Source organism: Gryllotalpicola reticulitermitis, from assembly GCF_042651345.1.
Classification (GTDB): domain Bacteria; phylum Actinomycetota; class Actinomycetes; order Actinomycetales; family Microbacteriaceae; genus Gryllotalpicola; species Gryllotalpicola reticulitermitis.
Genome location: NZ_JBHSCN010000006.1, coordinates 401,651 through 421,651, shown reverse-complemented (window position 1 = coordinate 421,651; position 20,001 = coordinate 401,651). Strand labels below are relative to the sequence as shown.

Sequence of the window (20,001 nt, the reverse complement as noted above, 5' to 3'; positions counted from 1 at the left end):
CCTAGTTGGCGCGAGTGGATCGGCGGCGCCGCCGCGCCGTTAGTCGCAGGTGCACTTGTGGCGGGTCTTGGTGCCGCCGCAGTGGGCGCACACGCCGGAGTCGGAGACGGTGCCGATGCGGGATACGGCGCCCTTGGTGGAGTAGGACTCGAACACTTCGGAGCCGGGGCCCCACCACCACATGACGACTTTGGCGCGGAGGCGGTGTTGTTTGAGCCTCTTCTGTGAGGTGTCACCTTTGTCGAACGATTCTTTGTCGAGGGCGTCGAATGCGCGAACGTGGAAGAGACGGCCCGGTTTCCACGGTGACAGCTCGTGGCCTTTCTTGACGTGCATGTGCGAGCGGCAGTCGATGACGAGCTGGGTAATCCCGCGCAGCGTGGTGTCCGCTGACGCCATCCGGGGCCCGGTGTAGACGATCACGTTCTCGGTCTTGCGTTGCTGTTCAATCGTGGTCATGACCTGCACCGGCAGCGCCGAGTAGTTGCGCGACGCAGCGACCCCGTTGATCTCGTCGAGGAAGAAGACGGCGTGTTCGGCGTAAAGGAGTGGGTCCCAGGAGTCGAGCTTGCGATAGAGGGGGTGCGGCCGGCCGGTGCCGGCGAGGTAGAGGCGGACGGTCGAGTAGATCATGAAGTAGCCCTCGACGATGCCGAGTTGGGTGTGCAGGTGGTCGGGTTCTTCGCAGTGCCAGATCCGGCCGCGGAAGTAGTCGAGCAGGATGAACGTGGCGGTCGCGCTTTTGCCGGATCCGTTGGGGCCCATCAGGGCGATGATCGGCACGCCGGCGAGTTTGCGGCGTGATTTCCGTGCGCGTGCTCTCTGCCATTTTTTGGTGTCTTTCATGGCCGCGAGCTGCGTTCTCAGCTCAGCAGTGACGGGTGCGAACAGCTCAGCGCGGCTGGCGCCGCGCAATCGCTGTTCGCTCCCGTCACCTTCGGGAGCTGCGAGCTGGACTTCTTGCTTCATGATCGTTACCCGATTCCGAAGGTGATGATGGTGCGGAGGATCTTCACGCCGAAGGACGCGAGGTAGAACGCCAGAGTGAGCGGGAGCCAGATGACGACCTGGCCCCAGGGGATCCAGCCGGACAGGTCCGCCGCGTAGCCGGCCACGGGCTGGAGGATGGTGCCGGGGCCGGTGGACGCGGACACGGAGAACCCGGGGAGTAGTCCGAGGACCCAGTCGACGACGGTGGAGGCGACGGACCAGAGGGCGGTGACGATCATGTGCTGCTCCCGCCGTCTTTGAAGCGGACGGATTCGGTTCCGCGGTCGCGGTTGACGAGCGAGCCGAGTCCGCCGTAGCCGAAGATCATTGCGGCGTACCTGAGGCAGGCGAGGGTGCCGGCGGTGGGGAGCACGCCGGAGAGGATGGCGTGGACGATCTGTGCGGGTTGCACGAGTGCGCCGTCGCAGGAGTCGAGGAAGTCGCCTCTGACGGATACCTTGCCGGCGGCGAATTCGAAGTCGTAGGGGATGCCGCAGTTGGCCCCGTTGCCTCCGACGCCGGATGCGGCGAAGGACGTGCCCCACGCGCCGACGAGTGCGGTGATCGCGCCGATGGCGGAGGCTTGGTAGGCGTTGCTCATCCGCTTTTGGGCGTCTTGCACGTCGCTGGTCTTGGGTACGAACGCCCATTTGAAGGCGCACTGGATCGGTTGCTCTACCCAGTTGAGCGGGTTGATTGCGCCCCACCCGGAGGGAAAGCAGGCGGTGTTGTCGCCGCTCGCGTCGGGGGACGCGCCTGGCTCGTTCTGTTGTTGGCTGTCCTGGTCGGGGCTGGTGTCGGTCCCGACCTTAAGCCCGCTAGAGGGGTCGGAGTCGGCGGTTCCGCTGGTTTGGGCTTGGGGGTCGTAGAACTGGCCGAGTTCGGCGCATTCGCTCAGCGGCGGCGTGTACTCGGTGGGGTTGCCTTGGGGCCCGTATTCGCATTCGTAGTCGCCGGGGTTCTGCTGGGCGCCGGTCTGCCAGTCGATGCACTCGGATTGGCCGACGGCGCAGGGCCTCGCGTCGTAGTAGACCTCGGCAAGGCATGTGCCGCCGGCGCAGTCGGGGTACAGCGTTGCGTCTTCTTGGTAGGCCTTGGTTGCGGTGCCCGTCGATACGGTGCGTGTCGTCGCGCCGTTGCCGGTGGTGGCCGGGGCTTCGGTGACCGTGTAGCTCTCGGTGCCGACGCCGGGTGGTGTCGTCGGGGCGCAGTAGTAGGGGAGGTCCGCCATCGTCTCGGTGAATGCGGCGGAGTCGCAGGTGTACTGCTTGCCGTCGGTCCCGGTCTCGGTGGTCTGGAACACGCGCTGGGGGTCGGCGTGAACCGACTGGACTTGGATGGGGGTGATGGTGCCGCTGGAGGTGCCGATGCCGGCGAGCTGCACGGCGCCGCCCCAGGCCGGGCCGAGCACGGCGACCGCGCCTGCGCCGCCGGACGGTGCCGCGCATCCGTAGGTGCCGGTTGCACCCCAGATCGACGACCAGCCACCCAATCCGTCCTTGGAGACGGACCCATCGATGCCTTCGTAGTAGAGGACCCCGTTGCCGCTTGCGCCGGTGAGGCACGCGACCTGCACGCCTTGGTGCAGCCCGCTCGGGTCGGTGGCGAATCCCGACAGGGTGATGGTTCCGCCGGCGACCTGCCAAGTCGTGCCGACTTGTGGGCTCGACAGCGACGAGGGCGTGTCCACATCGCGTTGCGCCGGGGTGAGCGTGTTGGGGGTATCTGCGCAGTTCACTCCGTAGGCGGGCCCGAGAGCTTGCATGATCGAGCCCTCGATGCCGGTCTGCGAGCACATCTCGCCCGCGAGGTCGCCGCCGGTGAGTTTCTCGTATACCCCGGCGCCCTGAGCGCCCAACATGAACCCGCCAACTGCGCCGGCCAGGAGCCCACTACCAACCGACAGGCCCGCGGCGCCGGTCGCCGGTAACTCGCCGTCCGCGGCGAGCTGCGCCACGTCCGCTGCGCCCACCTCCGATTCGCCGCCCGCGAGCGCCTCTTCCTCGACGGACCCCATCGCCTGGAGATATTCGGCCTCGGAGTCGTACCCGGCCATTTCCCACGGGGACTGGCCGTACTTGTCTTCGAAGTCTTGGTCTTCGGCCTCGACTTGCGGGTGTTCGGCAAGCCACGACGCGGACCCGATCGACGGCGAGCCGTAGCTCAGATCGCCGTCTGATGCCTGCAGGTCGATGTACTGCACGATGTCGGCGACCTGGGGGGATATCTCGCCCTCGTTCACGAGCCGTTCGAGCGGGAACGCGTCTTCGAGTCCCTCGGCCTCTTCGTACTCGTCCGACAATCCGTTGGGGAACGGCACGCTGGAGTTGTCGTCGTCCATGAGTTCTTGCTCCCACGCGGAGAAGTCCGCGCGCCCTCCGATGCCGTTGCCCCCGGACGAGGAGTCGGCGTACGCCGCCTGTGCCGGCACCGGGGCAATCGCGCCGACGGCGGCGACGACGGCGATGCCGAGGCCCGCGATGAGGGTGCGCAGTTTCATGGCGACCTAACAGGGTGCGATTGGACAGTGTGAGAGCGGTCCCCGCAGGCAGTTGGGTTGCCTGCGGGGACCGTGTGCCTGGCCTCCCTTAGGAGATGAGGCTCTTGACCCAGCGCCAGCCGAAGCCGATCGCGAAGATCACGACGCCGATGCCGACACCGATCGTTCCGACCGAGACGAGCTCGGACTGGAGGTTGGTCGTCGCTGCGTCGAACAGCGAGGTGACCACGTCGGGAGTGCTCATGTCACCTCCTTCCACTTGATAAGCCGACCAGGCGGGCGAGTGTGCCCGCCGCGAGTCCGGCGCCGAACACCGTGAGCAAGCCGCTCAGGGTGAAGATCATGCCGTCGATCTGAGTCACGAGTCGGACCCCCGGAGGATCGAGGTGAGGAAGTCCCAGCAGCGCACGAGCGTCATGGACAGCACCACGGACGGGATGAGGAAGCCCAGGGCGGCGGTGCACGCGTCCATCAGTCGCCTCGGCCGCGCGAACGGACGGCTTCCCAGGCCACGGCCAGCGCGCACACCGGCACCCCAACACCGAACCCGAACAGCCAGGCCCCGACATGTGGCAGCCCCACCGCCCAGCCAGCGCTCATCGCTGGGCCTCGTGAGCTTCGACGAGCGCGCCGCCGCCGAGGATAAGCACGATGCCGATGAGCGCGATGGTCGCGGCCGTCTCGAACCCGACCTCGAACACGTGGACGAGTTCGGCGGCGAATGCTTCGGCGCTCATAGCTTGGGCCAGCCGTGGTACACGAGTTCGCGCACGAGCGCGCAGGCGGCCGCGCAGAGCACGGCGACGCCGATCCGGCTGGCGATTTTCATAGTTTCACCGCGATGAGGACGCCGACGGCGAACACGACGATGACGATCGCCAGGGCAATGAACTGCCACTGATCCGGGGGGAGTGTCGCGATCACGTGGGCGACAGCGATCGGGTCCGCGGTGGGCACCGGAGTAGGTGTGGGCGTCATCGTCACAGTGACTGTGGGGTCGGGCGTGGGGGAGTCGGCCGGGTTCATGCGTCCGCCGCCTTCCGTTTGCGTAACCATCCGATGCCGTCGACCACGAGTTCTGCGGCCGCGACGGTGCCGCGAAACGCGAGCCAGACCATTCCGAACGCGATGCCGGCGGCCGTGCCTGCGGCAGCTCCTGCCTCGACGACCACCTCGGCGTTCATGCGGACTCCCCCTCGTACACGGTTCCGGTCGTCTCGCCCACTGCGCGGGCCGATGGTGCCGCGCCGTTGAATCCGCCGCGGGCCCGGATCCGCGCTTCGCGGGCCTGCGCGTGGCGCACGAGTCGGCCGCGGCGTTGCGCGTTTCGGATCCCCTGCCGGATGGAGCCGACGACGACGTGCTCCACGAGGAACCAGAGCCCCCCGATCATGCCCGCGAGAGCGAGCAATGTAGCGACGGCGTTCACGGTCACGCCGCCTTGACGCCCGCGGCTTCGGCGACCTGGCGCACGTCGTCGGCATCCGCGAAGCGCACGAAGCTCAGGTCGGCGCCGTTCTGCCGGGACTCAGTAACGGTCACGACGATCGCGACGACCTGGCCGACGGAGAACCCGCCGCCGACTTCGCCGGGATGCGGCAGGTCGCGTTCCCAGGCGTTGACCTGGACGCCGCCGCCGGCGGTCTCGACCTCCAGAGACTCGCCGTAATACGGGCGGCGCCCCGAGTCGTCTGCTTGCCGCGCCTGGATTGCGCGGGTCCTGTTCAGCACGCCGAAGATGAGCATCTCCGGTCGCGTTCTCGTGGCGATCGCCATGGTCTCTCTCCTGTCTGTGTCACCCCGACGGGGTGTTCCTTCGTACATGGGAAATCGTGACACTTAACAAGCCCGGGGCGCCCGCCCCACAGCGGGGCGCAAATGGGGGACAGAGAATGCCGGTCGCGGGGGACAAGCGGGCTGCGGGAAGGGGCGCGTCGCCGTATCAGCGGATCCGGCACGCGCTCGGTTACCTCGAGTCGGCGGTGGCGTTGCATCATTCGTCGCCGCATCTGGCCGTCGACATGCTCGAGCAGGCCGTGACGCAGCTCGTGAAGGCGCGGAACCAGCTCGTGGATGTCCCAATCGCGCCGCCCGGTGTGCCCTTTGCGGCCGAGACTGTCCAATCTGCACCGTTGTTCTACGACAAGCCGTGGTTTCCGGCGCGCCGATCGCGCTAGTTGAGAACGATTCTCACGGGCGAGGGCTGACGCGGTGACCATGAATCGGCGTCCGGAAGTTGGGCAGGCGCGGAACGCGTTCCCGGGGGCCTGTGCAGTCGGTCTCGCTCGGGGTTGCACTCCGCTCCGCGGCAGTAAAGGGCGCTTCGCGTCGCTACGCGATGCCCTGCGGGCACCCTTGACAGCCGCTCCACGGAGCGCAGGTCGGCGCATGCCGATTGAAGCCACCACCACCGCGCTACGCGCGCCGGCGGAGATCTTCAACCGCCACACCAAAGGAGAAACCAAATGAGCAACCAGCACCCGCTCACCGTCCAGCAGATGCACCGCATCCTCGACCTCGCCATCGCGCACTCCAGCGCAGTGCGAGACATCCAATACACGGACAGCAACGGCCCGCGCGACTACACCGCCGAAGACGCCGCATGGGGCGACTTCTGCGCCTACGTCACCGAGCTGTGCAACCCCGACCAGCTGCTCCGGTACGTCCTCAGCCCGCGCCCCGAGCAGCCGGGCCAGCCGGCCGCCGAGCCACCCGTCAACGGATGGTCGCCCGAGGACTACGACGGCTGGCAGGACGCCCCCGTCGACCCGGCCAGCCTCATCGACACGGACTGCCGCCAATGAGCACGCGCGCCGCAGCGGCAATCACCTACGCCGCGTTCGCCGTGACCCTCGGCCTCAACATCGCCGCGCTGGTCACCAACGCCCCCTGGTGGGCGGCCGCAGTTCTCGGCTTCTGCTGGGGGCTGAACCTCACGAACGCGACCCGTCTGACCGCGATCGCGAGAGAAGAAGCCCGGTCACGGCGCGAATACGACGCGATCATGCGTCGATACGACGCTCTGCTACGAGCGCAGCGAGGCACCAAGTGAGCGCGGCGCTGAGCTTCTGGCGGTCCTACGACAAGCACGGGCACGCGTTCTACTCCGCCACCGTGCGCGGCACTGGCTCGACGATCGCGATCGCGCAGGAGTCCGCCGCCGCGTTCGCCCTGGAGCTCAACGGCACGCGGCTCAGTACCCACGCGCGTCTCGCGGACGCGAAGCGCGCCGCTGACGCGCTCGCGCTACGCGTCACCGCGGAGCACCATGACCGGATGATCCGGGAGGGTGTCATGCCGCCGGAGATGTTCGAATGCTGACGGTCGAGCAGCGGCAGGAGCTGCTACAGCTCATCAGCAACCAGGCCGGCCACATCGTCGCGCTGCTGCAATGCCGGGGGTCCGGCATCGATAAGGCCGTGCAGCTCGCGCAGGAGCGTGATGAGAACAGCCGTCGTCTTATCAACTTCATCAACGAGTTGACCGACTGGGGCCCGCTCGCCTAACACGCCCCACTGACACAGGCCCCCACGAACGTACGCGGAGGCCTGTGTTGTCGTCACCAGTCGCGCGGGCCGCGTGGGGGAGCGGACGACCACACCTGTCGTGTGATCTCCGCGCGACGTCGGTACTCGTAGTCGAGCCGCCGACGTTGCGCGCGCACCAACGCGCGGCATAGGAACACCGCGCCGACGACGGGTCCGCCAACGAGAATCAACCCGGCGACGATGATGAGAGCGACTGCAACAACGACCACACGGGAAACGTACAGCTCGCGATCGCTGGCTGTGTAGACCCTGTGAAGGGGTCAGGCTTGTAGGTCGAACTGGGACGGGTCCCAGCCCGGGGTGGCGCCGAGCACGCGGGCGAATCCGTCGGCGGTGCGGCGTCCGTCGTTGGTGATCAGGAACCCGGCGCGGCCGACCCAGTGGCCGACCTGGTTCTTCTTGACAACGCGGACCTCTCCGGTGCGCTGGTCGACGAGCGGCCGGCGCAGTTTGCGAATGTACGTGCCTGGCACGGGCGACTCGACCTGCACGCGGACCTTGGGCCGGTCGCCGCGCGGATGGGCGCCATGGTGGCGGCACGGGACTCGGGGGAGCAGCCGGCCTTGCTCGTCGCGGCCGTTGCGGAACTCGACGTGGACGCGCGTCGCGCCGGTCCAGACGTGCAAGCGCCCCCTTCGGACGCAGTTCGCGCCGCAGCGGTCACTACACACGTGTTTGCGTACGCGGATCATCCGGGTGCCGTCATCCTGTCGGCCCGTCAGGCGCTGCGCCTGCGCTCTGGAGAGCTTCTGCGCGTGCCGGATGGCGATATCCGCGTCCGCTGAACTTGATCCGTCGCTCGCGCGTTCTATTGCTCGTAGCACCGATTTGTCGGTGGCGAAACCTTGGTGGCACTCCCATTCGCCGCCGGCCTGAACTTGCTGGCGGTAGTTGAGTAGTCGCAGTGCAGTGGCGAGGCGATCGGGGATCGGTTTGTTGACATATCTGGAATTATCGGCAAGCACGTGTCGATAATTCTCGTCTGAACGGAGTGGTCGCAGTCAGCCTTGCTGTCGCGGCGGCTGGTCGTTGATCAGTACGACCTTGCCCCAACGTGGTCGCGCTTCGGCGAGTCGGTGCGCGTCGGCAGCCCGAGTGAAGGGGAAGACACCGCGGATGGGGACGGTGAATCTCCCTCGGCGCACGAGCTCCGCGGCCTCTGTGAGGCCCATACGTCCATCGGCTTCGCCGGCAAGAGCGCCTCGGGTGAGTTTGACTCCGTACTGCGTGGCGTTGAAGTCTGCGATCGTGACGACGCGTTCTGCATCGCCGGTCAGCGCGATCAATGCCGGAAGAACGCCGGCTCCTGACGCGTCGAGCGCGGCATCGACTGCGCCCAAGCCTGCTGTCCGGAGCTCGTGCGCGAGGTCGGCACCGGCCGGGAGCGCGGCAACTCCGGGCCGCGCCTCGACCACCTTCAGGGTCTCTGCGCGTGCGGTCCCGATGACGCGAGCGCCGCGTCCGGTCGCGAGCTGTGCGGCGATCGCCCCTACACCGCCGGCAGCGCCATCAATGAGCACCGTGTCGCCGGCGGTGATCTGCAGAAGGTCGAGTGCTCGGGTGGCGGTTTCGACGGAGGTGCCCGCCGCACCGGCTTGCTCCCAGGGCATCGCGGCGGGCTTAGCGGCCCACATCGACAGGATCGCGTACTCGGCCGTTGAACCGCCGAAGTCTGTGAGGGCGACCGATCCGTAGATCTCGTCGCCGACACCCGTGCTGGTGACGCCCTCTCCAACGGCCACGACGGTGCCTGCTGCGTCAAGACCCGGCACGTGCGGTAGCGGGACAGTGAGGGCGCTGCTCCCGGCGCGGAGAGCAAGGTCGACCGGTGAGATCCCTGCCGCGCGGACATGGATCAGCACGGTACCGGGCGCTGGCGCTGGGACCCGGCGGCGTGCCAGCTGGAGAACCGAAGGCCCTCCATGGCGGTCGAAATGCACGGCGATCATCTCTGGTGAGTTGGTGTCATGAGCCACTTCGCTACGGTAAAGAGCAAACGGAGCGGGTGATCCGATACGCCCGGAAACGAGACACAGCATGGCTGAAACGACTCAGAAGCCGCGCGCCGACGCGGTCGAGAACCGACGTCGCTTGGTGACGGCAGCTGGCCGTGCGCTGCGCTCGGGTGGAGTGGACTTCTCCATGCGCTCCGTAGCCAAGGACGCAGGGGTCGGCATCGCCACCGCCTACCGGCACTTCCCGTCCAAGACGGCACTGCTCGAGCAGGTGTTCGCAGCGCAGGTCAGCGCCTGCTCTGCGATGCTGGATCGTGCCGCGTCAGATCCGGACCCCGGCAACGCGATCCGAGACGTCATCGCGTGCTTCGCTGACATGCAGGTCGAGCAGCCGGGCCTGCTCAGGAGCCTGTTGACAGCTACCGGGCGAGATGCACCGTTCGTTGCTTTGAGAGCCCAGCACTCCGCGGCCCTCGCGATGATCGTGGCGCGCGCCGAGGCGGCCGGAGCGATTCGCTCCGGCACGACGGTGCACGACGTGCGCGTCGGCTTGATGGCGATGACCGCATTCGCCGGCGACCATGACGGCCCCGATCGGCCCCCAGTTCTCACCCTGCGCGACCTTCTCCTTCGCGCCCTGAACCCGTAACCAGAATCCTCAAACGATCATGCTGTGCCTCGATTCCACGATGGCCGCGGGCGCCCGTCACTCGGCAACTACTTGATCGTCCAGTCGGCCTTCGTCGAGGTCCAGCCGCCGTCCGCCTGGATCACCACGATCGACGCGCCGGCGAATCGCTTCGATCCGTCGCTGATGTTCCCGTTCGGGTTGCCGGCGCTGTATTGCATGAGATTGAACCAGCCCTCTTCGGCCGGCCCGTCGTAGGTGGTGTGCCAGGTGCCTGCCGGGCCGTCGTAGCGAAACACGCCGTAGCCGGTGCCGCTCGCTCCGGCGGCGGTCAACTCGGGGGCTGAGCTGAACGGGGCGAGCGAGATCTTCCATGCGCCGGTCGCCCTGATCTCGAGCTTGGTCGGCCCGCTCGCGATCGGCAGGCCCCAGGCGGACGTGCCGCCCTGCTTCCCCGCGTCGGGCTGATCGTTGAACAGCTCGGCCGCCTCGACGTACTTGCCGTCGACGGTCAGGAGTTCTTCGACGGCGTAGTGCGGGCTTGTGGTCGTGAAGGTCGCGATGCCGCCTTGCGCGGGGAGACTGATGATCTTGTCACCCGAGCCCGTGACCGTTGCCGGGGCGAAGCTGCCCCACTGGGTGTCGTACCAGTTGGGCGCCGGGGTGTTCGACGCGTGAGGCGAATCGGTGGTGGCCGAGCACCCGGTGACGGTGAGGCCGACCGTGCCAAGAAGGGCCCCAGCAATGACGGCGGCAACGGTCCGACGGAGGGCGGCGGGGTGCATAGAAGCATCGAATCAGCGGCGCCGCAAGACGACCAGTCGCATCTTCTGCCGACACGCGAAGGAGGCGCTCGTCGGGCGAGCTTCGTGAGCGAGACCTGCTGCTCGACTCAGTATCGGGCTGCGTCCTCGGCGAGGCGCGGCACCCGTTCCGCTCCGTCGTGAATGCCAAGCCCTGGCAGGCACAGCAGCCAGTATCTCCATACCCGCAGTTCGAGGTCCTGCATGTTGGTGAGTCGCCTCGCGGCGTCCTGCGCTCCAGCGAACACTTCGACGAGCACTTCGGCAGCCGCCTCGGCGTCGAGGACGGAATCGAGCTCCCCGAGAGAACCGGCCTCGGCGAGCAGGCGCGTCGTCATGTCGATCCACCCGACGAACGGCGTCGGCAGCTCCACGCCCTGCAGCCCGGGGTCGCCGAGCAAGCTCAGGGCGGCGCGCACCAGCACGTCGTCACGGAACCGCGCCGCGACGACGAAGGCGAGCACGATCAGCGCATCGATGCCGTTGTAGCCCCCCGCGCGCACTGCCGCCAGAACGTCTTCCCATTGCGCGTACTGCGTTTCGATCACCGCGCGGGCAAGCGCTGCCTTCGACGCGAAGTGATATCGCATCGCGCCCTTCGTCTTCCCGACTCGCGCGGCGATCGTCGAAAGCGAGGCTGCGGCGTAGCCGGCTTTGTCGAACTCGGCGGCGGCCGCTTGAATGAACGCATCACGGCGCGGGATGACGTTCGGGTCAGGCATAGTGGCCTCAGCCTAAAGCCGAGCCGACGACAGGCGACAGCAGCAATCTCTGCCCGACCCGCAGCAGGCGCCACCACTGCACATCGGATGCCTGGCGGCGAGCGCGCGCATGAGCCATGCTCGGGCTGTGGGTGAGATTCACATCGATCTGTTCACGTCGCTCGATTTCGTCGCTCAAGCCCCGGGGCGCCGTGAGGAGGATCTCGACGGGGGTTTCCGGTTCGGCGGCTGGCAGGCGCCGCTGAGCGATGAGCTCGTCGGCTCGCAGGTCCTCGCGGGCATGGACGGCCTCGATGCGCTGCTGCTCGGCCGGCGCACCTACGACATCTTCGCGAGCTACTGGCCGCTGCGGACGGACCCCGACAACCCGATCGCGTCGCTGTTCAACCGTGTGCCCAAGTATGTGGCGTCGCGAAGTGCCCTCGCGCTCGACTGGGCCGGCTCGGAACTGCTCTCTCTTGACATAACGAAGTCCGTTGCCGAGCTTCGCAGCCGCCATCAGAACATTCACGTGATCGGCAGCCTCGACTTCGTGCAGACCCTGCTGCACGAGCAGCTCTTCGACCGGTTGAACCTCTGGGTGTATCCAGTGCTTCTCGGCAGCGGAAAACGGATCTTCGCGGATGGCGCGGTGCCCACCTCGCTGCGCCTCACCGAACCCGCGGTCACCTCCCCCGCGGGTGTCGTCGCCCTGCACTACGCGCTCGTGGACGGCGAGCCCGAGACCGCTGACATGACGGACTGACGCACTCGCCCCGCGTTCTCGGCGAACGCGTCGATGTCGGCGGCATCGGAGCGCGACTGCAGAAGCACGGTGGTCGCCCCTGCTGCCATCACCTCGAGCACGGTCTGCGCGACGGATTCCGGTGAGCCGAGCGCCGCATAGCGCCTGTCCCCCGTGAAGTTCCAGCGGTCGAACTCCGCCGCCATACGCTCGCGGGCGCCGTCACCGAACTCGGTCATCAGGAACACGACGACCTCGAACGCCCCCGCCACACCGGCACCCTCTCGCGCGGCGCGGGCTCGATCGACGCTCTCATGCACCATGTTCGCGCTCCACCCGCCGGTCAGCACGAGCCCGTCGGCGACCTCGCCGACCAGCGCTGTCGTCTTCGGCCCCTCGGCCGCGGCAAGGACCGGCACGGCCGACTCCGGCGGCCACGTGAGCCGAACACGATCGAGCTCGACGTAGCGCCCCGAGACGTTCAGCTCGTCACCCGTGAGCAGGCCGCGCAGCGCCGGCACGTATTCGCGCATCAAGCTGAGCGGTGACGCGACCCGTGCACCCGCCTGCCCCATCCACTCGAGCACGCCGTGCCCGACGCCGACACGGGCGCGCCGTGGATACAGCCGTTCGATCGTCGCGAGCTCCATCGCGAGGAGTGCGACATTGCGCAGCGGCATCGGCAGGATTCCGACCCCGACCCGAAGCCGCTCGGTGGCGGCGAGCGCCGCGACGACCGACGCGACGCCGCTCTGCTTGAAGCAGTCTTCCCAGACCCACAGCTCGTCGAGCCCGGCGTGCTCCGCGGCTCTCGCCGCCTCGGGCAGTCTTTCGGGTGCCGAGGATGGCTGGAAGATCATGCCGAGCGAGGTCATGGCACCACGGTACGGCTCGCCACCGACATGCCATCGGGCTGCGCGCCAGGCGGGCCGTTAGACCGGCAGATGCCGCGCCCACCAGTCGAGGATGACCTCGAAGCGCTGCAGCCGGTGGCGCGGCCTGCCGCCGCGACTCAATTCGTGGTTCTCCCCTGGGAAGACGACCAGCTCGGTCTCGATGCCGTTCCGCTTGAGCGAGTGGTAGTACCGCTCGGCTTGACCAAGCGGACAGCGCAGATCCTGCTCCGAGTGCAGCACGAGTGTCGGCGTGGTCACCTGTCCGACCTTCGCCTGCGGGCTCTGCTCGTCGATGTGCGCGCGCTCCTCCCCCACGTACTGATCGCTGAAGAACGAGCCGATGTCACTCGTGCCGACGAAGTACTCGGGGTCGAGGTAGCCCCGCTCGACGATGGCGGCGCTCCACCGATGGTCGTGCGCGATCGTCCACGCGGTGAGATAGCCGCCGTACGACCCGCCGAGAATACCCGTGCGCGAGCCGTCGAGGCGCGGGTCTGCGGCGATGGCCGCGTCGAAGAACGCGAGCACGTCGTCGAGATCGACGGTGCCCATGGCATGGCGGATGCTTCGCCCGTGGCTCTCCCCGTACCCACGGCTGCCCCGCGGATTGCAGTACACGACCGCGTAACCCGCGCCGACGAGAACCTGCGTCTCGTCGAACAGGTGCACGCCGTATTCGGCGAACGGGCCGCCATGGATCATGAGCAGGACGGGGTGCGGACCGTCGCCCTCGGGCACGGCGACCCAGCCGTGCACCGGGTACCCGTCAGCGCTCGCCGTCTCGAGCTCGAACGGCGTGGCGACGCCGGTCGCGCGCAGCTGCGCGGAGAAATCCGTCAGTCTCCGCAGGCCGTCCGACTCGATGACACCCACGTCACCGTAGCTGCCCGGGTCGGCATAGGAGACGACGATCGCCGGGCCTCCGGCATCCGCCCCGCTGATGTCGATGTCGCCCGCGGTCAGGGACGTGACCGCCCCCGACACGTCGACGCGCAGCAGCTGGTGGGTACCGCGCCTGCCGTCGACGACCAGCACCGAGCCCTCGGGTCGTGGCACGATCACCGGCTGCGTGCCGCCACTGCCGATGTCGTACTGCGCGGGATCGGTGAGACGGCGCGGCGCGGCCGCCGGTTCGTCGATCACGTACAGCGACGAGTTCCGGCCCACGAAGTCGAGGCCGTCTTCGCCGAGGTCGGAGGCAAGGAAGAAGAGCCGCCCGTCGTCGCCGTAGCGAAGGGTGTCGATCTGGAAAGAGCCGTGAGAGATGGTGGCGTCGACCGCGTCGCCGTCGCCCGAGGCGGGGAGCAGCACGACGCTCGAAATGAGGTCTTCGTCACGCGTCGGGTGCACCGACGCCACCGCCGCGATGGTCTCGCCGTCAGGTGAGAAGGCGAAGGCGCCGTGATCGACCTCGTGCTGTGACACGCGCCGCGGCTCGGCGACGACAGGGCGCGGCTCGGCCGGCCCCGACGCGGAGGCGACGGGCTGCACGACCGGCTCGGCCTGCACGTCGGGCACCCGCACGATGAACAGCAGCTCGGGTCGGTCGCGGTAGTAGCCGAGACCGTTGGCGGTGCGGTTGAAGGTGTCGAAGCGTCGGGGCGGCTCAGCATCCGCCCCGACGCCCTCGACCGTGCCGTACCTGCCGGGCTCGGGCTCGCGGCTAGCGAACGCGAGGTTCGCGCCGTCGGGCGACCAGGCAAGCGCGCTGACGCCGAGCTTGCGGTCCGTGACCTGCACGGGTTCCCCGCCGCCCGCGTCGACGACGTAGAGCTGCGGGGGCACTCCCGGCGCGGCTCGCAGGAACGCGATCAGCCGGCCGCTGGGCGAGAACTGCGGCTCCGTGTCGCGGAAGCCGCGCGTCAAGCGGAACGCATTGCCGCCGTGCGCGGACAGCGGCACGATCCACAGCTGGCCGACGTATGCGTCCGCGTCGAGGTCGGGCCGCGTGACGGCGACCACGGCCACGCCACCGCGGGGATGCACTGAGGGCGCGGAGACGGAGTTGATCAGCGGCAGGTCGCTCGGCTGCACGATCGCTACTCCCCCGCGCGCTCGTCGGCTTCGAATCCGGTGGTGTCGCCCACGAGGCGCGTGTGATCGGCCCCCACCGGCTCGACGGCGGCGAGCGCCACCTCCGCGGCGAACTCGGCGACGTTGTACAGCTTGCCGGCGGCCTCGCGTCGCTGCTCGATGGCGGCCGGGTTCATGCGGTTGAGCAGCGTCGCGGTGATCGTGCCCTCGATCATGTCGCCGGAGACGACGACGAACTCGACGCCGCGCGTCTCGAGCTCGGGAATGTGCTCGCGCAGCGCGTCCTCGCCGGCACGCTTCGAGGTCGCCACGGCCACGTACTCGGGCATGGTCGGCGTCGTGCGGATGAAGTGGGCCTGGTGGCTCGTGACGAACACCACGCGGCTGCCCGGGTTGAGCAGCGGCAGCGCCGCCTGCAGCACGTTCACCTGCGCGTCGCGGTTGAGGCGCAGCGCGTAGTCCTCGCCCATGTCGGCCTCCATGCCGCCGGAGGCGTTCAGCACGAGGACGTCGAGCCCACCCCACGCTTCCTTCACCTTCTCGAACAGCTGGGCGACGGATGCCTGATCGGTGAGGTCCGCGCCGATCACCAGCGCCTCGGCACCCTTCTCAGCGAGCTGGGCCTGCAGCTTGACGGCCCGGGCTTCCTTGTTCCGGTAGTTGATGACGACCCGGGCACCGGCCTCCGCGAAGTAGGACACCGTGTCGGCGCCGATGCCGCGGCTCGAGCCGGTCACGAGAATGCGCTTGCCTGCGAGTGAGCCGGGGGCGAGAGGATTGGTCACGAGCTTCTCCAATTGGCGGTGAGAACTGGGAAAAAGATTCCCACCTGCGACGATACCAATGCGGATATCGTGGCCATCATGGCTGGGTTCGAGTGGGTTATCTGGGCCGGCCTCATCGTCGTCTTCGTCGCCGTCGCGATGATGACGGCGGAGATCGAGTTCATGCTGCTCGCACTGGGCTCGCTCGGCGGCCTGGTCGCCGAGCTGCTCGGCGCGCCGTGGTGGCTCGCCACCGTGATCGCGGCGATCATCGCCGTGCTCGGCACGTTCCTGCTGCGTCCGCGGTTCCTGAACCTGCTGAGGCGCAGTTCCGATCCGACGAAGAGCAACATCGATGCGATCATCGGCAGCACAGGGCATGTGCTGATCCCCGTCACGGAGACCAGCGGCCAGGTCAAGCTCGGCAACGGCGAGACCTGGAGTGCACGCGTGCCCGAGGGCATTCAGATGGTGCTGCAGCCGGGCGCCGGTGTGCGTGTGCTCGCGGTGGACGGGGCATCCGTCATCATCGAACCCGAATCGAGCGGCGCTCAGCTCAGCTGACGCGGCTCACAACAGAAAGGGCGCCATGAGCGCAGAGACCGTCATCGTGCTGGTCGTCATCATCGTCGTCGTCATTTTCGTACTGGTGACGCTGTTCCGCGCGATCCGCATCGTTCCGCAGGCGCGCGCCGGCGTGGTCGAGCGGCTCGGCCGCTACCACAAGACGCTGCTGCCCGGCCTCAACCTGCTCATCCCCTACGTCGACCACCTCCGGCCCCTCATCGACCTGCGCGAGCAGGTCGTCTCGTTCCCGCCGCAGCCCGTGATCACCGAGGACAACCTCGTGGTTTCGATCGACACGGTCATCTACTTCCAGGTGACGGATGCCCGAGCCGCCACCTACGAGATCGCGAACTACCTCGCGGCCGTCGAGCAGCTCACGACCACGACGCTGCGTAACGTCGTCGGTGGCCTCAACCTCGAAGAGGTGCTGACGAGCCGCGACAACATCAACTCGCAGCTGCGCATCGTCCTCGACGAGGCGACGGGCAAGTGGGGCATCCGCGTCGGACGCGTCGAGCTCAAGTCGATCGACCCGCCCGCATCGATCAAGGACTCGATGGAGCAGCAGATGCGCGCGGAGCGCAGCCGCCGCGCCGCGATCCTGACCGCCGAGGGCACGAAGCAGTCCGAGATCCTCAACGCGGAGGGCTTCAAGCAGGCCGCGATTCTCCGCGCCGAGGGCGACAAGCAGTCGGCGATCCTGCGGGCGGAGGGCGAGGGCCAGGCGATCGGCACGGTCTTCACCGCCATCCACGCGGGAAAGCCCGACGACCTGCTGCTTACCTATCAGTACCTTCAGACGCTGCCCCAGATCGCGAACGGGCAGGCCAACAAGGTCTGGATGATTCCGGCCGAGCTCACCAAGGCGCTCGGCGGCATCGGTGCAGCGTTCGGTCCGAAACTTCCGGGCGGCGCGGCCGAGTCGACCGGTGCCGCCGCGGCGCAGGCCGCACCGCCGGTCGCGCCCGCGCCGGAATCTCCGAAGGACTAGCGCTCTGGCCCGCACCGGCCGCGACCGCGGTTTCTTCGCACCGGGCACGCCCCGCGTGTTCGCGCACCGCGGCCTCGCGACCGACGCTCCCGAGAACACCCTGCTCGCGTTCGCGAAGGCGCTGGCGGCCGGCGCGGACTACATCGAGACCGATGTCCACGTGTCTGCCGACGGTGTCGCCGTCATCAGCCACGACCCCGGGCTCAAGCGACTCACCGGGCGTCCCGAGCGGATCTCCCAGCTCACGAAAGCCGAACTGGCCAAGGTCGATCTCGGCGAAGGGCAGAGCTACTCGACGCTCGCCGAGGCGCTCGACGGATTCCCCGACGCTCGCTTCAATCTCGACGTCAAGACTCGTGCTGCCGCGCAGGCCACGGCGCGCGCCATCATCGCCACCAACGCGTCGCAGCGGGTGCTCGTCACCAGCTTCGACGACGCGACGCGCGCGGCGACCGTTGCGGCGCTCGGCGGCGAGCACGCGGTGGCGAGTTCCGCGTCGCAGCGCGGGGTGATCCTCGCCCTGATCGGGGCGTGGCTCGGCCTTGGCTTCCTCGTCCGCACCGCGCTCGGCGGTGTCGACGCGGTGCAGGTGCCCGAGCGGCGTGGGCCGTTGCGCGTCGTCACACCGCGCTTCATCGACGCGGTGCGCCGTGCCGGGGTCGAGGTGCACGTGTGGGTGGTCAACGATGAGAACGACATGCGGCGGCTCATCGTCCAGGGCGTCGACGGCATCGTGACCGATCGCGCAGATCTTGCTGTGAGGGTTGTCAAGGACCTGGCAAACCCCTGAGTCTATCGCTTCACTGGGAAGCCCAGTGAACGCGAGGACGTTCCGTCCAACGAATACGTCTCGAAGCGTGAAGGAGTCCTGATGGCAGATCGTAGCCTGCGCGGTATGAGGCTTGGAGCTCAGAGCTTGCAGAGCGAAGAGGGCGTCAGCTTCTCGCCGCGTGCCAGCTATACGTACGTCTGTTCCCACTGCGGCCGCGAGACCGCCATGGTCTTCGCGGCCGAGGCCGACGCCCCTGACACCTGGGAGTGCCGGTACTGCGGACGCGACGCCACCCTGCTGATCGACGACAAGCCTGTCGAGGTGGACCGTGCCGAGGCCAAGGCCGCGCGCAGCCACTGGGACATGCTGCTCGAACGTCGCACCGAGGCCGAGCTCGAGGAGCTCCTCCAGGAGCGCCTCAACTACCTGCGGTCCCGCCGTGGGCAGGAACAGCAGGCGTAGTCGACCGGCATCGTCAGCGGTTGAGTTTTGTGAGGGCCGGGTCCGTCAGGGCCCGGTCCTTTCGTCGTGCGAGCAACAGCACGAAGCATCCGATCAGCCCCGCTCCCCCGAGCGTCGCAGCGCCGAGCTCCAGGCCCGAGCCGAGGCGCACGGCCGGGGTGATGCCCGTCGCGAGCGGAACCTCGGCCACGAGAGTGCCCGGCTTGTACGCCGCAGTCGAGGTGATCGTGCGACCCGTCGGGCCGATGATCTGACTCGTGCCCACCGTGGAAATGTTGACGACCGACCGATCGGCCTCGACCGCGCGCATGCGTGCGATCGCGAGCTGCTGCACGTTCTCCTCGGTGCGGCCGAAGTCGGCGTTGTTCGTCTGAGCGAGGATGAGCTGCGCTCCCCCGTCGATCATCTGCGGGATCTGCCGGTCGTCGGTGATGTCGAAGCAGATCGAGATGCCGGCCTTGATTCCGTTGATGTCGAACACGTTCGGCCGAGTGCCCGGCGAGTAGCCGCGCTGCACGAGGTCGACGAGGTGCGGCGCCAGCAGATGGAAGAACGCCCGGTCGGGTATGTACTCCCCGAACGGCACCGGAAGCTGCTTGTCGTACTGCGCGAGCTTGCCCGTGCCGTCCCACAGCAGCGACGAGTTGTACGTCTTCGGCCCCGCGTCGGTGATCGCACCGACGACGAGCGGCGCGCCGAGCGCCTTCGAGAACGCGCTCAGCACCGCGGCGCTGCTCGCGTTCGCGAGCGGGTCGAGGTCGGCGCTGCCCTCCGGCCAGACCACCATGCTGAACTTGCCCTTCTGCAAGAGCGGAAGAGTGGCGTCGAGCTGTGCCTCCTCGACGTCGCCGAGTCGATGAGGTTGAAAGTAGCCGGCAGGCCCGTTGCCCTGCACCGCGGCCACGCGAGTGGTGCCGTGGGCGCTGCTCGGAAGAGCGGGTACGGATGCGAGTGCCAGGGCGCTCACGATGGGAACGAGGGCGCGTGTTGCCCACGTGAGACCGCCCTCCTGAGCGAACGCGATCGCGAACGCCGTCACCCAGACGAGCAGAAAGCTCAGCCCGGCGACCCCGACATAGGCGACGAGGTGGGTGAACGGGCTCGCCGACTGGGTATAGGCGACGCGACCCCACGCGAAGCCCGTGAAGGGCCAGTGGTCGGTCACGAGCTCGCGAAGCGTCCAGAGTCCCGCGAGCACTATCGGAAGCACCACGAGGCGCCCGAGACGCCCCGGTATGGCGCGCGGCACGAAACGGTAGGCGAGCGTGTACAGCAGCGCGCCGACCGCCCAGAGTGCGCCCTCAGTGGCTGAGAGAGCCAGCCACGGCGCGGGCCCGAGGTACAGCCCGGTCCACGCCACGTCGGTGAGGAAGAACGCGAGACCGCCCACGAAACCGACGAGGAGCGCGCTCCAGGCTCTGCGGCCCTGCTGGGCGTACAGCAGCAGCGCGACGCCGGGAAAGACGAGCGGCCACCACGAGAGGGCCGGGAACGCACCGTCGAAGACGACCCCGCCGGCCGCCGAGCAGATCAGCGCCGCCCACAGCGGAAGGCCATGACCCGTGCGGGCGGTGAACAACGGGTGCGGGGGGCGCCGCCGCTCGCCGGCCGCCGCGCGTCTCCGCGGCTCGAGCTTGCGAAGCAT

Annotated in this window: 29 protein-coding genes; 11 read left to right on the top strand and 18 right to left on the bottom strand. The window is 68.2% G+C overall.

Annotation, left to right across the window (positions count from 1 at the left end; all coding sequences use genetic code 11):
- Positions 1-39 precede the first annotated feature (39 nt).
- From ACFOYW_RS15385 to ACFOYW_RS15345, 9 genes are all read right to left on the bottom strand, one after another.
- Positions 40-969, bottom strand: coding sequence for a hypothetical protein (locus tag ACFOYW_RS15385; RefSeq protein ID WP_390230797.1), 930 nt, complete (start codon positions 967-969; stop codon positions 40-42).
- 5 nt (positions 970-974) lie between these two features.
- Positions 975-1,229: a hypothetical protein gene (locus ACFOYW_RS15380; protein ID WP_390230794.1), complete on the bottom strand. Its 255-nt coding sequence runs from the start codon at positions 1,227-1,229 to the stop codon at positions 975-977.
- On the bottom strand, positions 1,226-3,490 hold the full coding sequence (locus tag ACFOYW_RS15375) for a hypothetical protein (RefSeq protein WP_390230791.1): 2,265 nt from the start codon (positions 3,488-3,490) through the stop codon (positions 1,226-1,228). The genes ACFOYW_RS15380 and ACFOYW_RS15375 overlap by 4 nt, the downstream gene beginning before the upstream one ends.
- 88 nt (positions 3,491-3,578) lie before the next feature.
- On the bottom strand, positions 3,579-3,734 hold the full coding sequence (locus ACFOYW_RS15370; RefSeq protein WP_390230788.1) for a hypothetical protein: 156 nt from the start codon (positions 3,732-3,734) through the stop codon (positions 3,579-3,581).
- Positions 3,735-4,086: 352 nt separating this feature from the next.
- Positions 4,087-4,227 carry a hypothetical protein gene (locus ACFOYW_RS15365; protein WP_390230785.1) on the bottom strand — a complete coding sequence of 47 codons (141 nt, stop codon included), beginning with the start codon at positions 4,225-4,227 and terminating at the stop codon, positions 4,087-4,089.
- An 88-nt stretch (positions 4,228-4,315) separates the two neighbouring features.
- Positions 4,316-4,468 (bottom strand): hypothetical protein, encoded by a 153-nt coding sequence (locus ACFOYW_RS15360; protein WP_390230782.1) that lies wholly within the window; start codon positions 4,466-4,468, stop codon positions 4,316-4,318.
- 44 nt (positions 4,469-4,512) lie between these two features.
- Entirely contained in the window at positions 4,513-4,674 is a 162-nt protein-coding gene (locus ACFOYW_RS15355) for a hypothetical protein (RefSeq protein ID WP_390230780.1), read from the bottom strand.
- Complete coding sequence (locus tag ACFOYW_RS15350; RefSeq protein ID WP_390230777.1) at positions 4,671-4,919, bottom strand: hypothetical protein; 249 nt, start codon at positions 4,917-4,919, stop codon at positions 4,671-4,673. Before ACFOYW_RS15350 ends, ACFOYW_RS15355 begins: the two co-directional genes overlap by 4 nt.
- Before the next feature lie 2 nt (positions 4,920-4,921).
- Positions 4,922-5,266: a hypothetical protein gene (locus ACFOYW_RS15345; RefSeq protein WP_390230774.1), complete on the bottom strand. Its 345-nt coding sequence runs from the start codon at positions 5,264-5,266 to the stop codon at positions 4,922-4,924.
- Positions 5,267-5,382: 116 nt separating this feature from the next.
- Here ACFOYW_RS15345 and ACFOYW_RS15340 point away from each other — a divergent pair, with 116 nt between their 5' ends.
- The 5 genes from ACFOYW_RS15340 (at position 5,383) to ACFOYW_RS15320 (ending at position 6,996) form a co-directional block, all read left to right on the top strand.
- A complete protein-coding gene (locus ACFOYW_RS15340) occupies positions 5,383-5,667 on the top strand; it encodes a hypothetical protein (RefSeq protein WP_390230771.1) in 285 nt (94 codons plus the stop codon).
- 288 nt (positions 5,668-5,955) lie between these two features.
- A complete protein-coding gene (locus ACFOYW_RS15335) occupies positions 5,956-6,294 on the top strand; it encodes a hypothetical protein (RefSeq protein WP_390230768.1) in 339 nt (112 codons plus the stop codon).
- Positions 6,291-6,542 (top strand): hypothetical protein, encoded by a 252-nt coding sequence (locus tag ACFOYW_RS15330; protein ID WP_390230766.1) that lies wholly within the window; start codon positions 6,291-6,293, stop codon positions 6,540-6,542. Before ACFOYW_RS15335 ends, ACFOYW_RS15330 begins: the two co-directional genes overlap by 4 nt.
- A complete protein-coding gene (locus ACFOYW_RS15325; RefSeq protein WP_390230763.1) occupies positions 6,539-6,811 on the top strand; it encodes a hypothetical protein in 273 nt (90 codons plus the stop codon). Before ACFOYW_RS15330 ends, ACFOYW_RS15325 begins: the two co-directional genes overlap by 4 nt.
- Entirely contained in the window at positions 6,805-6,996 is a 192-nt protein-coding gene (locus ACFOYW_RS15320; protein WP_390230761.1) for a hypothetical protein, read from the top strand. The genes ACFOYW_RS15325 and ACFOYW_RS15320 overlap by 7 nt, the downstream gene beginning before the upstream one ends.
- A 53-nt stretch (positions 6,997-7,049) precedes the next feature.
- Here the strand turns inward: ACFOYW_RS15320 and ACFOYW_RS15315 are convergent, their stop codons facing one another.
- The 3 genes from ACFOYW_RS15315 to ACFOYW_RS15305 are packed head-to-tail and all read right to left on the bottom strand — an operon-like array spanning position 7,050 to position 9,014.
- Complete coding sequence (locus ACFOYW_RS15315) at positions 7,050-7,247, bottom strand: hypothetical protein (protein ID WP_390230758.1); 198 nt, start codon at positions 7,245-7,247, stop codon at positions 7,050-7,052.
- A gap of 51 nt (positions 7,248-7,298) precedes the next feature.
- Positions 7,299-8,003: a hypothetical protein gene (locus ACFOYW_RS15310; protein WP_390230755.1), complete on the bottom strand. Its 705-nt coding sequence runs from the start codon at positions 8,001-8,003 to the stop codon at positions 7,299-7,301.
- A 36-nt stretch (positions 8,004-8,039) separates the two neighbouring features.
- Positions 8,040-9,014: an NADP-dependent oxidoreductase gene (locus tag ACFOYW_RS15305; RefSeq protein WP_390230752.1), complete on the bottom strand. Its 975-nt coding sequence runs from the start codon at positions 9,012-9,014 to the stop codon at positions 8,040-8,042.
- 61 nt (positions 9,015-9,075) lie between these two features.
- On the opposite strand from ACFOYW_RS15305, the gene ACFOYW_RS15300 reads away from it, so the two are divergent.
- Positions 9,076-9,642 (top strand): TetR/AcrR family transcriptional regulator, encoded by a 567-nt coding sequence (locus ACFOYW_RS15300; RefSeq protein WP_390230750.1) that lies wholly within the window; start codon positions 9,076-9,078, stop codon positions 9,640-9,642.
- A 68-nt stretch (positions 9,643-9,710) separates the two neighbouring features.
- Here the strand turns inward: ACFOYW_RS15300 and ACFOYW_RS15295 are convergent, their stop codons facing one another.
- Both ACFOYW_RS15295 and ACFOYW_RS15290 read right to left on the bottom strand, forming a co-directional pair.
- A complete protein-coding gene (locus ACFOYW_RS15295) occupies positions 9,711-10,406 on the bottom strand; it encodes a hypothetical protein (RefSeq protein ID WP_390230747.1) in 696 nt (231 codons plus the stop codon).
- Between the two features lie 107 nt (positions 10,407-10,513).
- Positions 10,514-11,146 (bottom strand): ScbR family autoregulator-binding transcription factor, encoded by a 633-nt coding sequence (locus tag ACFOYW_RS15290; protein WP_390230745.1) that lies wholly within the window; start codon positions 11,144-11,146, stop codon positions 10,514-10,516.
- 127 nt (positions 11,147-11,273) lie between these two features.
- Between ACFOYW_RS15290 and ACFOYW_RS15285 the strand changes: the two genes are divergently transcribed.
- On the top strand, positions 11,274-11,891 hold the full coding sequence (locus ACFOYW_RS15285) for a dihydrofolate reductase family protein (RefSeq protein ID WP_390230743.1): 618 nt from the start codon (positions 11,274-11,276) through the stop codon (positions 11,889-11,891).
- Here ACFOYW_RS15285 and ACFOYW_RS15280 read toward each other — a convergent pair.
- The 3 genes from ACFOYW_RS15280 to ACFOYW_RS15270 are packed head-to-tail and all read right to left on the bottom strand — an operon-like array spanning position 11,843 to position 15,585.
- Complete coding sequence (locus tag ACFOYW_RS15280) at positions 11,843-12,745, bottom strand: LLM class flavin-dependent oxidoreductase (RefSeq protein ID WP_390230740.1); 903 nt, start codon at positions 12,743-12,745, stop codon at positions 11,843-11,845. The genes ACFOYW_RS15285 and ACFOYW_RS15280 overlap by 49 nt on opposite strands.
- Before the next feature lie 57 nt (positions 12,746-12,802).
- Positions 12,803-14,800: a S9 family peptidase gene (locus ACFOYW_RS15275; RefSeq protein WP_390230737.1), complete on the bottom strand. Its 1,998-nt coding sequence runs from the start codon at positions 14,798-14,800 to the stop codon at positions 12,803-12,805.
- A gap of 5 nt (positions 14,801-14,805) precedes the next feature.
- Positions 14,806-15,585 (bottom strand): SDR family oxidoreductase, encoded by a 780-nt coding sequence (locus ACFOYW_RS15270; RefSeq protein WP_390230734.1) that lies wholly within the window; start codon positions 15,583-15,585, stop codon positions 14,806-14,808.
- 78 nt (positions 15,586-15,663) lie between these two features.
- Between ACFOYW_RS15270 and ACFOYW_RS15265 the strand changes: the two genes are divergently transcribed.
- The 4 genes from ACFOYW_RS15265 (at position 15,664) to ACFOYW_RS15250 (ending at position 18,356) form a co-directional block, all read left to right on the top strand.
- Positions 15,664-16,128 (top strand): NfeD family protein, encoded by a 465-nt coding sequence (locus ACFOYW_RS15265; RefSeq protein ID WP_390230731.1) that lies wholly within the window; start codon positions 15,664-15,666, stop codon positions 16,126-16,128.
- 25 nt (positions 16,129-16,153) lie between these two features.
- Positions 16,154-17,122 (top strand): SPFH domain-containing protein, encoded by a 969-nt coding sequence (locus ACFOYW_RS15260; RefSeq protein WP_390230728.1) that lies wholly within the window; start codon positions 16,154-16,156, stop codon positions 17,120-17,122.
- Between the two features lie 55 nt (positions 17,123-17,177).
- The gene (locus ACFOYW_RS15255) at positions 17,178-17,912 is read left to right on the top strand and encodes a glycerophosphodiester phosphodiesterase family protein (RefSeq protein ID WP_390230726.1); all 735 of its coding nucleotides are present in this window, start codon (positions 17,178-17,180) and stop codon (positions 17,910-17,912) included.
- A gap of 81 nt (positions 17,913-17,993) precedes the next feature.
- Entirely contained in the window at positions 17,994-18,356 is a 363-nt protein-coding gene (locus tag ACFOYW_RS15250) for an RNA polymerase-binding protein RbpA (RefSeq protein ID WP_390230723.1), read from the top strand.
- 13 nt (positions 18,357-18,369) lie between these two features.
- Here ACFOYW_RS15250 and lnt read toward each other — a convergent pair whose 3' ends face one another.
- The gene (gene lnt / locus ACFOYW_RS15245; protein ID WP_390230720.1) at positions 18,370-20,001 is read right to left on the bottom strand and encodes an apolipoprotein N-acyltransferase; all 1,632 of its coding nucleotides are present in this window, start codon (positions 19,999-20,001) and stop codon (positions 18,370-18,372) included.